We start from the raw sequence: 12,242 nt of genomic DNA on the forward strand, positions 1-12,242 counted from the left end.
CTGAGTGAGCACTCACTCGCTAGCCCGTTCGCCGGCGACCCGATCACTAGACTCGACCCGTGCACGCCCCCACCGGAACCCAGTACGCGCTCCACCTCGAGCACGACGGCGCCGTCGTCGACGCGATCGTCACCGAGGTGGCGGCCGGCCTCCGCTCCCTCGAGGTGAACGGCACGGCGCTCGTCGAGACCTTCCCCGAGACCTCGACCCCGCCGGGCGCCGCCGGCATCGTGCTCGTACCGTGGCCCAACCGCGTGGCCGGGGGCCGGTGGATGCTCGACGGGGCCCCGCAGCAGCTCGACGTCACGGAGGTGAAGACCGGCAACGCCATCCACGGCCTCCTCCGCTTCACCGGGTACCGGCTGGTGGAGCGCGAGGCCTCGCGGGTGCTGCAGACCGCCACCGTGTTCCCGCAGCACGGGTACCCGTTCCTGCTCGAGACGACGGTCGAGCACGCGCTCACCCCCGACGGCCTGGCCGTCACGCACACGGTGACCAACAGGTCGGCGGTGGCCGCGCCGGTCGCCGTGGGCGCGCATCCGTATCTCAGGGTCGGCGAGGTGCCCGTCGACGAGCTGGTGCTCACGCTCGACGCGAGCACCCGCTTCGTCACCGACGAGGCGCAGATCCCGGTGGGGGAGGAACCCGTCGCGGGCACCGACTTCGACCTCACCCAGGGTCGCCGCATCGGCGACCTCACGATCGACCACGGCTACGGGGGAGTGCGGGTGACCGACGGCCGCAGCGTGCAGAGCCTCGAGGCGCCCGACGGGCGGCGGGTCGAGCTGTGGGCCGACACCTCCTTCGCGTTCGTGCAGGTGTTCACGCCGGTCGCGTTCGCCGCGCCGGAGGGGCCTCGACGCGCTGTCGCGATCGAGCCGATGACGGCGCCGGCGAACGCGCTCAACTCGGGTGAGGGGCTGCGCTGGCTCGCCCCGGGAGAGACCTGGCGACTGGCCTGGGGCATCCGCCGCGCCGCCTGACGAGGTGAACCCCGACTTCACGAATCCGGATCGGGGGGTGGATTGTCAAGCCCCAGCTGTGTGATTTTGGGCAGGAAAACTGCGGCGATTAGGCTCCAATTCGAGGGTTCATCAGGCCCGACGAGAGTGTGGAGTGTGGGGTTTGGGCCTATTGATCTACGGTCCGGCTGCTGCCGAGATCGAGATGGACGACCGGCTCCTCGCACACCTCCGCATCGTGATCCTCTCGAAGATGCGCAACCACGAGGCGTTCTCGCTGTCGTGGAGCGTCGACGCCAGCCAGGGCAGCGGTCGCGAGACCCTCTGGGTGCACCCGGCGATCCCGCTGCGCTTCAGGTTCTACGGCAGCCGGCCGCCCGCGATCAACCGGGCCTGGATCGACCTCATGGTGGCCGCGGCCCATCGGGGCGACCTGCGCATCATGGCCGAGCCCGTGCCGGGCGACGGCGACAGCCGGGCGGGGTACGCCGAGTCGCCGATCGTCTCTCGCTGAGCGGGCGCGACCGCGCCGCTATGCTCGGATCGTGAGCGCGCTCGAGCCCGGGGGGACCGAAGGAGTCGACCGCGCGCCCCGTCCGCGCCGCAGACTGTGGCTGCTCATCTCGCTCGCCGCGCTGGGCATCGTGGTGTACCTGCTCGTGGTCGCGCTCTACGCCTCCTCGGGCGCGCGCAGCACCATGATCGGAGACCCGACCGCGTCGGATTCCGACGTCGACGTCACCGTCTCGCCCCTCGCCGTGAACGGCGCCGTCGAGCGTCTCTCGCTCGACATCAGCGTCGAGGCGCCCGACTCCCTCATCGAGGCCAACGGCGTCGCCATGAAGAAACAGCTTCTCGTGCTGGTCACCCCCGTCGACGGAGCGCAGACGGTCGCGCTCGATAAGGGCAGCATCCCGCGCATCACGAAGACCACGTCGGTGGTGGCAGGCGGCTCGGTCGAGAACTGGCCCTTCGACCGGTACTCCACGGGGCTCCTGGTCGTGGCCTACACGGTCGACGCCGGCGGCAACGCCGAGGTTCAGCAGACCAACGTGATGTGGAAGGGCTACCTCTCGGGGTGGAACTTCGCGGTGTCGGAGGTCGTCCCCGACGACCCCGTCATCTTGGAGATGCCCGACGGCAGTCAGGAAAAGGCCCCGCTACTCATGATCGAGGCGTCGCGCTCGGGCAGCACCCTCGCCTTCGGCGTGCTGCTGCTCAGCGTGCTCGTGGTCATGCCCGTGCTGGTGCTCTTCGTCGCCATCAGTGCATTCACCGGTCGCCGCAAGGTCGAGGCGACGCTCATGAGCTGGATGGGCGCCATGCTCTTCGCCACCATCCCGCTCCGCGGCTTCCTGCCGGGCTCGCCGCCCATCGGGTCGTGGATCGACTTCCTCATCGTGCTCTGGGTGATCGTCGCGCTCGTCGCGGGTCTCGCCGTGTACGTCGCAGCGTGGAGCCGCTGGGGCACGAGGGCCACCCCGAAGGAGTCCAGGGCCGGTCGCGCGCGAAGGCAGCGCAGTGATGATGAGCTATCCTCGAATCTGAGCGCCGACGAGCGGCGCCGAGGCGACGAGGTCTGACCATGAGACGACTGCTCCGGGCGGGAGCCGCGACCATCGCGGCGGCGCTGCTCGGAGTGCTGTTCGTCGCCGCCCCGGCCGCGGCATCGATCGCCGAACCGACCGAGACGGATGCGCTCGCCGCAGCTGCCACGAGACCCTTCGGTTCGCATCCGGTCGCCTCCCCGGCCGGCTCCGCCACGGCGCCCGGGGGTGCGGCGGCAGCCGACCGCGCCACCGCGGCGGCCTACGACGCGTGGAAAGCCGACTACCTCGTCGCCGGGTGCGGCACCGGCCGCTACTACGTCGACGCCGCAAGCTCCATGCCGCCCGGCTCGGGGCGGGTCGTGGTCTCCGAGGGACAGGGCTACGGCATGGTCATCACCGCGTCGATGGCGGGTCACGACCCCGACGCGCGCGCGATCTTCGACGGCCTCTACCGCTACGTGCTCGACCACCCCAGCTCGAGCCAGGCCCCCGGCACCGGCCCGAAGCCGATGGCCTGGAACCAGAGCGCCGACTGCTCGAGCCCCGCCGGCAACGACAGCTCGGCCACCGACGGCGACCTCGACATCGCCTTCGGCCTGCTGCTCGCCGACACCCAGTGGGGCTCCGCCGGCGGCATCGACTACGCCGGCGCGGCCCGCGCCCTGCTCGCCCGCATCAAGGCGACGGAGTTCGACCCCGACACGCGGCTGCCGAAGCTCGGCGACTGGGTGGGCGACGGCGCCTACCGCTTCGGTGTGCGCAGCTCCGACCTCATGCCCGACCACTTCGTCGCCTTCGAGAACGCCACCGGCGACCCGTTCTGGGGTCAGGCGGCGCGGGCTGCGGGCGAGCTGATCGCCACGACGCAGGCCGAGCACGCGCCCGACACGGGCCTGCTGCCCGACTTCGTCGTCGACACCGACACCGATCCTCAGCCCGCGCCCGGGAACTATCTCGAGTCGCCCGACGACGGCAGCTACGGCTGGAACGCCACCCGCGTGCCCTGGCGCCTCGCCGCCGCAGCCCAGCTCGTGGGCGACGCACCCTCCTGGGCCTCGGCCGACCGCATCGCCGACTGGGTGATCGCCGCCACCGACGGCGACCCCGCCGCGGTGCGCGCGGGCTACGAGCTGGGTGGCAAGGCGCTCGCCGACTACTCCGACATCGCTTTCACAGCGCCCCTCGGGGCGGCAGGCCTGCCCGACCGCGCGAAGCAGGCCTGGGTGAGCGCCGCCTGGAACAGCGTGCGCGCGGCCCCCGCGGGTGGCTACTACTCCGACTCGCTGCGCCTGCAGGTGATGCTCCTCGCGTCGGGCAACAGCTGGCTGCCCACGACCTCGCCGGCCCCGGCCGTCACCCGCATCGGCGGCAGCGACCGCTACGCCGTCTCCGCCGCGGTCTCGGCCACCACCTTCGCCCCCGGGGCCTCCACCGTCTACGTGGCCTCGGGCGAGGTGTTCCCCGACGCGCTCTCGGCCTCGGCGGCGGCCGGCGCCGAGGGATCGCCGGTGCTGCTCGTGCGCAAGACCCAGATCCCGGATGCGGTGGCCGCCGAACTCCGTAGGCTCGCCCCCCGGAAGATCGTCTTCCTCGGCGGCCCGAACACCATCGGCACCGAGGTCGAGGCCGCCCTGAAGGCCATCGCGCCGACCACCCGCATCGGGGGCGCCGACCGTTACGCGGTGTCGGCGGCCGTCTCGGCGACGACCTTCGCGCCGGGTGCGCGTGCCGCCTACGTGCCCTCCGGCGAGGTCTTCCCCGATGCCCTCGCAGGCTCGGCCGCGGCAGGAGGGCTCGGCGCCCCCGTGCTGCTCACCCGCAAGGCCGAGGTGCCCTCCGCGATCGCCGACGAGCTCGGCCGCCTCGACCCCGCCGCCCTCCGCGTGCTGGGCGGCCAGAACACCGTGTCGACCGCCACGCAGAACGCCCTCGCCCGCATCGCCCCGACCACGCGCGTCGGTGGCGCCGACCGCTACGCGGCCGCTGCCGCGATCTCGGCCGAGGTGTTCGCCCCGGGCCGCACCCGCACCGTGTACGTGGCCTCGGGTGAGGTGTTCCCCGACGCGCTCTCGGCGTCGGCCACGGCCATCGCGAACCACGCTCCCGTGCTGCTCGTCACGAGAGACGCCGTGCCCGCGGCGACCGCCGCCGAGATCTCGCGGCTGTCGCCCGCCCGCATCGTCGTGCTGGGCGGCGTCAACACGGTCTCGCCCGCGGTCGAGTCGGCGCTGAACGACCTCCTCCGCTGACCGCGTTCACGAACGGGTGCCATGATGTCGGTATGGACGCCGACATGATCTCGCTCGCGACCGGAGTCGCCACCGACTTCGACGACGACTACGACGAACTCACCGAGAGCACCGAGGGGCCGGCGCTGCCCGAGGGACGCTACCTCGACCGCGAGCTGAGCTGGCTCGCCTTCAACACGCGCGTGCTCGAACTCGCCGAAGACCCCACGCTGCCCGTGCTCGAACGGGCGAACTTCCTCGCCATCTTCTCCTCCAACCTCGACGAGTTCTTCATGGTGCGGGTCGCGGGGCTGAAGCGCCGCATCCTCACCGACCTCGCCGTGCCCACCAACGTCGGCCGCCGGCCGATGGACGTGCTCGACGACATCTCCGAGAAGGCGCACGAGCTGCAGGCCAGGCACGCCGCCGCGTGGACCGACCTCGTGAAGCCTGCGCTCGACGAGGCCGGTGTGCACATCGTCACCTGGGACGAGCTCGACGAGGCCGACCGCGAGAACCTCCACGACATCTTCTCGAGCCAGATCTTCCCGGTGCTGATGCCGCTCGCCGTCGACCCCGCGCATCCGTTCCCCTACATTTCCGGCCTGTCGCTCAACCTCTCGGTGCGGGTGCGCAACTCGAAGACCGGCAAGGAGGAGTTCGCGAGGCTGAAGGTGCCCCAGGTGCTCGACCGGTTCATCCGTGTCGACGTGCGCGAGACGCCCGACGACCTGCGCTTCATCGCCCTCGAAGACCTCATCGCGAACCACCTCGGCGACCTGTTCCCCGGCATGGAGATCGTCGAGCACCACGTCTTCAGGGTCACCCGCAACGAAGACGTCGAGATCGACGAGGACGAGACCGAGAACCTGCTGCAGGCGCTCGAGCGCGAACTGCTGCGCCGCCGCTTCGGCCCGCCGATCAGGCTCGAGATCACCGACGACATGGACCCGGTGACCCTCGAGCTCATCGTGCGCGAGCTCGACGTGACCGAGCAGGAGGTCTATCGCCTGCCGGCGCCGCTCGACCTCGGCGGCCTGTTCGACCTCACGAAGATCGCGCGGCCCGACCTCAAGTACCCCAAGCAGGTGCCCGCCACCGCCGCGGCCCTGCTGCCGCCGGAGCCGAACGCGAAGCCCGACATCTTCAAGGCGATCAGCCGCGGCGACGTGCTGCTGCACCACCCCTACGAGTCGTTCGCCACCAGCGTGCAGGCCTTCCTCGAGCAGGCCGCTGCCGACCCGCACGTGCTCGCCATCAAGCAGACGCTCTACCGCACCTCGGGCGACAGCCCCATCGTCGAGGCGCTCATCGACGCCGCCGAGGCGGGCAAGCAGGTGCTCGCGCTGGTGGAGATCAAGGCCCGCTTCGACGAGCAGGCCAACATCTCCTGGGCGCGCAAGCTCGAGAAGGCCGGAGTGCACGTCGTGTACGGCCTCGTCGGCCTCAAGACCCACTGCAAGCTCGCCCTCGTCATCCGGCAGGAGAAAGGGCAGCTGAAGAGCTACAGCCACATCGGCACCGGCAACTACAACCCCAAGACCTCGCGCATCTACGAAGACCTCGGCCTCCTCACCGCCGACGACCAGGTGGGCAAAGACCTCACCCGGTTGTTCAACGAGCTCTCCGGCTACGCCATCGAGAAGAAGTTCAAGCGGCTCCTCGTCGCTCCGCTGCACCTGCGCAAGGGACTGCTGAAGCGCATCGCGACCGAAGCGTCGAACGCTCGGGCAGGCAAGCCATCGGGCATCCGCATCAAGCTCAACTCCATCGTCGACGAAGCGATCATCGACGGGCTCTACCGGGCCAGCGAGGCCGGGGTGCCGATCGAGATCTGGGTGCGCGGCATCTGCGCGCTGAAACCCGGGCAGCCGGGGCTGAGCGAGAACATCAAGGTGCGCTCCATCCTCGGCCGCTACCTCGAGCACTCGCGCATCTTCTCCTTCGTGAACGACGGCGACCCGCAGGTGTACATCGGCAGCGCCGACATGATGCACCGCAACCTCGACCGCCGTGTCGAGGCGCTGGTGCGCCTGGTCGACCCCGACCACCTCAAGGAGATCGAGGCGATGTTCGACCTCGCCATGAGCGAGGAGGTCTCCTCCTGGGCGCTCGAGGCCGACGGCACCTGGACGAGGCACAACGTCGACGCCGAGGGCGCCCCGCTGATCGACCTGCAGGAGCACCTCATGCAGACCATCAGCCGCCGCAAGCGACCGGGCACCACGCGGTGACCGTCTTCGCTGCCGGAGCCGTCTGCTGGCGGATCGTCGACGACAAGGTGCGGGTGCTCGTCATCCACCGCACCGCCCACCGCGACGTCTCGCTGCCGAAGGGCAAGGTCGACCCCGGCGAGACCCTGCCGCAGACCGCCGTGCGCGAGATCGCCGAGGAGACCGGGCTCTCCGTGCACCTCGGCCTCCCGCTCGGGGTCACGAACTACACCATGCCGAACGGGCGCGAGAAGGTGGTGCACTACTGGGCCGCCGAGGTGACCGAGGAGGCGGTGAACCGCTCCACCTTCCTCCCGAACGGTGAGGTGGCGGCACTCGAGTGGTTGCCCGTCAAACGCGCCATCGCCGCGCTCACCTACGAGCGCGACGCCGAGATCGTCGAGCGGTTCCGCATGCTGGTCGAGCAGGGCATCACCCGCACCTTCGGCATCATCGCCCTCCGGCACGCCAAAGCCACCCCGCCCTACCAGTACCCGGGGCCCGACGCCGACCGGCCGCTCACCGAGCGCGGCCTCGGCGAGGCGAAGTCGATCGTGCCGACGCTGCTCGCCTTCGGCCCGCAGCGCCTCCACACCAGCACCGCCAAGCGCTGCCGTCAGACCGTCGAGCCGTTGGCGAAGCGCCTCGGCATGACAGCCAAGCCGACGGATGCGGTGAGCCAGGACGCCTGGGAGTCGGGCGTCTCCGAGGTGCGCGAGTTCGTGGGCAAGCGGGTGCGCAAGCGCGTCACCTCGGTGGTCTGCAGCCACGGCCCCGTGCTCCCCGACATCGTGCGCGAGGTCGCTCTGGCCACCGGCACCGCACCGGCGGCCACCATCTCGCGGGCCGGCGACCTGCCCGTCGCCGGTTTCTCGGTGCTTCACCTCTCGGTCGACCGACCGGGCTCCGGCATCATCACCATCGAGACGCACGTCCCCGGCTGAGCGCGCATCCGCTCTCACCGTCCCTTCGCATCCGATCTCCGGCTGTTAACCTTCCGTTCACCCCTGGGCGGCAGTGTCTTAAGCCGAGGCGCTTAGCGTCTAGGTCGGGCCCGCACCGGCCTGACCTGAAATCACTCGAAAGGGATTCTTCGTGAAGCTCAAGCGCTCTGCCGCCCCCGCGGTCATCGCCCTCTCCGCTGCCCTCGCCCTGAGCGCGTGCGCCTCGAACGAAGGCGGCTCCAGCTCCGCCGGAGCCAGCACCGGCTCGGCCGAGTCGTCCCTCACCGGAACCCTCACCGGCATCGGCGCCTCTTCGCAGGGCTCGGCCCAGGAGGCCTGGATCGCCGCGTTCCAGACGGCCAACCCCGACGTCACCATCAACTACGACCCGCAGGGCTCCGGCGCCGGCCGCGAGGCCTTCATCTCGGGTGCGGCCGCCTTCGCCGGCTCCGACTCGGCGCTGAACGACGAGGAGCTCGCGGGCACCTTCGGCACCTGCGCCCCCGACACCAAGGCCATCGACCTCCCGGTCTACATCTCGCCGATCGCCGTCGTGTTCAACGTCGAGGGAGTCGACGAGCTCAACCTCGACGCGACCACCCTCGCGAACATCTTCTCGGGCACGATCACCACCTGGAACGACCCGGCCATCGCCGCGCTCAACCCGAACGCGACGCTCCCCTCGGGTGCGATCACCGCGGTGCACCGCTCCGACGACTCGGGCACCACCAAGAACTTCACCGACTACCTCGGCAAGGTCGCTCCCGACGCGTGGGCCGAGAAGGCTGCCGACACCTTCCCGTTCCAGTCGGGTGAGGGCGCGCAGGGCACCTCGGGTGTCATCCAGGCCGTCACCAACGGCGTGAACACCATCGGCTACGCCGACGCCTCGAAGGCCGGCGACCTCGGTGTCGCGAAGATCAAGGTCGGCGACGAGTTCGTCGAGTACACCGCCGAGGGTGCTGCCGCCGTCGTCGAGGGCTCGCCGCTGGTCGAGGGCCGTGAGGCCAACGACATCGCGATCGCCCTCGACCGCGAGACCACCGACCCGACCCACTACCCGCTGGTGCTCGTCTCCTACGCGATCGTCTGCCAGGAGTACACCGACGCCGAGCAGGCCGAACTGGTGAAGGCCTACATCGGCTACATCGCCAGCCCCGAGGGCCAGACCGTCGCCGCCGAGTCGGCCGGTGCCGCTCCGCTGTCGTCGGCGCTGTCCGACCAGGTCGCGGCTGCCATCGAGACCATCAAGTAACACCGCTCCACACACTCTGTCCGGCTCCGCTTCCACCCCGAAGCGGCGCCGGACAGAGTCGGGTCCGGATCCCTCCGTACCGCCTCACCCCGATCACAGGCTCCTCACCGCAGGACGACAGGGAGAACCGCCCCTATGACCACCGCCCCCGCCACGCAGGCCGCGCCGCCTCGTCTGAAGGCCAAGCAGCGCCCGGGTGACCGCATCTTCTCCACGGCGACCGTGGTCGCCGGGTCGCTCATCCTCGTGGTGCTCGCCGCCGTCACCATCTTCCTCATCGCGCAGAGCCTCCCCGCCTTCGCCGCCGGCTCCGACGACCTCAAGGGCGGTGCCGCGAACTTCTGGGAGTACGTCGGCCCCCTCGTCTTCGGCACCATCTGGGCCGCGTTCCTGGCGCTCCTCATCGCCGTGCCGCTCGCCATCGGCATCGCCCTGTTCATCTCGCACTACGCGCCGCGCCGGCTGGCGCAGGGCCTCGGCTACATCGTCGACCTGCTCGCCGCCGTGCCGAGCGTCGTGTTCGGCCTCTGGGGCATCACGGTGCTGGCGCCGTTCGTGCAGCCCTTCTGGTCGACCCTGGTCGACCTGCTCGGCTGGATCCCGCTGTTCCAGGGCCCGGTCTCGGGCACCGGCCGCACCATCCTCACCGTCGCCATCGTGCTGGCGGTCATGATCCTCCCCATCATCACCGCGCTCAGCCGTGAGATCTTCCTCCAGACGCCGAAGCTGCACGAGGAGGCCGCGCTCGCCCTCGGAGCCACCCGCTGGGAGATGATCCGCACCGCGGTGCTGCCGTTCGGGCGCCCCGGCATCGTGTCGGCCTCCATGCTGGGCCTCGGCCGCGCGCTCGGCGAGACGATGGCGGTCGCCATGGTGCTCTCGCCCCAGGTGCTCATCTCGTTCGCGCTGCTCACCTCGACGAACCCCACCACCATCGCGGCGAACATCGCCCTCAACTTCCCTGAGGCGCACGGAGTGGGAGTCAACGTGCTCATCGCGACCGGCCTCATCCTCTTCGTCATCACCTTCGCGGTGAACTTCATCGCTCGCGCCATCGTCAACCGCCGCAAGGCCTTCTCGGGAGCCAACTAGATCATGACGACGATCACCACGCCCCCGACGAACAAGCCGTCGGCGCCCATCACCAACACCCTCACCACGGGCATCCTGCCGAAGTACGTGCCCTGGCTGCTGCTCGTGCTGAGCTGGGCCATCGTCGGCTCCGTCTTCGTCGTGCTCATGGCCGCCGGCGTCGACGAGAACTTCAACGTGGTCGGCACCGTCTTCTTCGGCACCGTGCTGTTCGTGCTGGTGCAGTACCTGGTGTCGCGCAGCTACGAGGGCCGCCGGCCGGCGACCAATCGCTTCGTCACCTCGCTCGTGACCCTCGCGTTCATCATCGCGCTGCTGCCGCTCATCTCGCTGCTGTACACCACCATCTCGAACGGTCTGCCGCGCTTCGACCTCACCTTCCTCACCAACTCGATGCGCAACGTCGTCGGCGAGGGCGGCGGGGCGCTGCACGCGCTGGTGGGCACGCTCGAGATCACCGGCATGGCCGCGCTCATCTCGGTGCCGGTCGGTCTCCTCACCGCGATCTACCTCGTCGAGTACGGCCGCGGTCACCTCGCTCGGGCCATCACCTTCCTCGTCGACGTCATGACGGGCATCCCCTCCATCGTCGCGGGCCTGTTCGCCTTCGCGTTCTTCGCGCTCATCCTGAACCAGCCCGGCATCCGCTTCGGCTTCGGCGGCTCGGTGGCGCTGTCGGTACTCATGATCCCCGTCGTGGTGCGCTCGAGCGAAGAGATGCTGAAGCTCGTGCCCAACGAGCTTCGCGAGGCGTCGTACGCGCTCGGGGTGCCGAAGTGGCTCACCATCGTGAAGGTCGTGCTGCCGACATCCGTCGCCGGCATCACCACCGGTGTCGTGCTCGCCATCTCGCGCGTCATCGGCGAGACCGCGCCGCTGCTCATCATCGCCGGGTTCACGCAGAGCATGAACTACGACCTGTTCAAGGAGCGCATGATGACGCTCCCGGTGTTCGTGTACACGCAGTACGCGAACCAGGGCAACCCGGCCGAGGCCTACGTCGAGCGGGCCTGGGCCGGCGCACTGCTGCTCGTCGTGATCGTGATGGTGCTAAACCTCATCGCCCGCATCGTCGCCAAAGTCTTCTCGCCCAAGCTCGGCCGCTGACCGCGGAACCGGCACCTCACCCTAAGGATCCCGTCTTGTCCAAGCGCATCGAAGTCAACGACCTCAACGTCTACTACGGCAACTTCCTCGCCGTGGAGGGCGTCTCCCTCACGATCGAGCCCCGCACAGTGACCGCGTTCATCGGCCCCTCCGGCTGCGGCAAGTCGACCTTCCTCCGCACCCTGAACCGCATGCACGAGGTCATCCCGGGCGCGCGCGTCGAGGGCGAGGTGCTGATCGACGGCAACAACCTCTACGGCGCGGGTGTCGACCCGGTGCTGGTGCGGCGGCAGGTGGGCATGGTGTTCCAGCGCCCGAACCCGTTCCCCACCATGTCGATCGGCGAGAACGTGCTGGCGGGCGTGAAGCTCAACAACAAGCGCATCTCGAAGAGCGACGCCGACGACCTGATCGAGAAGTCGCTGCGCGGGGCGAACCTCTGGAACGAGGTCAAGGACCGCCTCAACCTGCCCGGCTCGGGACTCTCCGGTGGTCAGCAGCAGCGTCTGTGCATCGCGCGGGCCATCGCGGTGGCGCCCGACGTCATCCTGATGGACGAGCCCTGCTCGGCCCTCGACCCCATCTCCACCCTCGCGATCGAAGACCTCATCGAGGAGCTGAAGACCGAGTACACGGTCGTCATCGTGACCCACAACATGCAGCAGGCCTCGCGCGTCTCCGACCGCACCGCGTTCTTCAACATCGCGGGCACCGGCAAGCCGGGCAAGCTCATCGAGTACGACGACACCACGACGATCTTCTCGAACCCGTCGGTGCAGGACACGGAGGACTACGTCTCCGGCCGCTTCGGATGATCGTTCGAGTCGGGCGGGCATCCGCTGCCCCCGCGTGAACGACGAAGCCCCCTCGCGACCTGGCTCTCAGGCCTGG

General features: G+C 69.8%; 10 protein-coding genes. All 10 read left to right on the forward strand.

Annotation, left to right across the window (positions count from 1 at the left end):
• The first annotated feature begins 59 nt into the window (after nt 1-59).
• The 10 genes from HL652_RS01710 to pstB all read left to right on the forward strand — a co-directional run bounded on the left by HL652_RS01710 (nt 60) and on the right by pstB (nt 12,166).
• Nucleotides 60-983 carry an aldose 1-epimerase family protein gene (locus HL652_RS01710; protein WP_171703704.1) on the forward strand — a complete coding sequence of 308 codons (924 nt, stop codon included), beginning with the start codon at nt 60-62 and terminating at the stop codon, nt 981-983.
• Between the two features lie 142 nt (nt 984-1,125).
• Complete coding sequence (locus tag HL652_RS01715) at nt 1,126-1,476, forward strand: DUF7882 family protein (protein ID WP_253743581.1); 351 nt, start codon at nt 1,126-1,128, stop codon at nt 1,474-1,476.
• Between the two features lie 31 nt (nt 1,477-1,507).
• Complete coding sequence (locus tag HL652_RS01720) at nt 1,508-2,545, forward strand: DUF4436 family protein (RefSeq protein WP_171703705.1); 1,038 nt, start codon at nt 1,508-1,510, stop codon at nt 2,543-2,545.
• 2 nt (nt 2,546-2,547) lie between these two features.
• The gene (locus tag HL652_RS01725; RefSeq protein WP_171703706.1) at nt 2,548-4,761 is read left to right on the forward strand and encodes a glycosyl hydrolase family 8; all 2,214 of its coding nucleotides are present in this window, start codon (nt 2,548-2,550) and stop codon (nt 4,759-4,761) included.
• 32 nt (nt 4,762-4,793) lie between these two features.
• Entirely contained in the window at nt 4,794-6,974 is a 2,181-nt protein-coding gene (locus HL652_RS01730; RefSeq protein WP_171703707.1) for an RNA degradosome polyphosphate kinase, read from the forward strand.
• Entirely contained in the window at nt 6,971-7,897 is a 927-nt protein-coding gene (locus tag HL652_RS01735; protein WP_171703708.1) for an NUDIX hydrolase, read from the forward strand. Before HL652_RS01730 ends, HL652_RS01735 begins: the two co-directional genes overlap by 4 nt.
• Nucleotides 7,898-8,048: 151 nt before the next feature.
• A complete protein-coding gene (gene pstS / locus HL652_RS01740; protein WP_171703709.1) occupies nt 8,049-9,152 on the forward strand; it encodes a phosphate ABC transporter substrate-binding protein PstS in 1,104 nt (367 codons plus the stop codon).
• 135 nt (nt 9,153-9,287) lie between these two features.
• Nucleotides 9,288-10,244 (forward strand): phosphate ABC transporter permease subunit PstC, encoded by a 957-nt coding sequence (gene pstC / locus HL652_RS01745; RefSeq protein WP_171703710.1) that lies wholly within the window; start codon nt 9,288-9,290, stop codon nt 10,242-10,244.
• 3 nt (nt 10,245-10,247) lie between these two features.
• On the forward strand, nt 10,248-11,351 hold the full coding sequence (gene pstA, locus HL652_RS01750; RefSeq protein ID WP_171703711.1) for a phosphate ABC transporter permease PstA: 1,104 nt from the start codon (nt 10,248-10,250) through the stop codon (nt 11,349-11,351).
• Between the two features lie 35 nt (nt 11,352-11,386).
• Nucleotides 11,387-12,166, forward strand: a complete 780-nt coding sequence (pstB, locus tag HL652_RS01755) for a phosphate ABC transporter ATP-binding protein PstB (protein WP_171703712.1) — start codon at nt 11,387-11,389, stop codon at nt 12,164-12,166.
• Nucleotides 12,167-12,242 lie beyond the last annotated feature (76 nt).

Origin of the sequence: Herbiconiux sp. SALV-R1, from assembly GCF_013113715.1 — a bacterium.
Lineage (GTDB): Bacteria > Actinomycetota > Actinomycetes > Actinomycetales > Microbacteriaceae > Herbiconiux.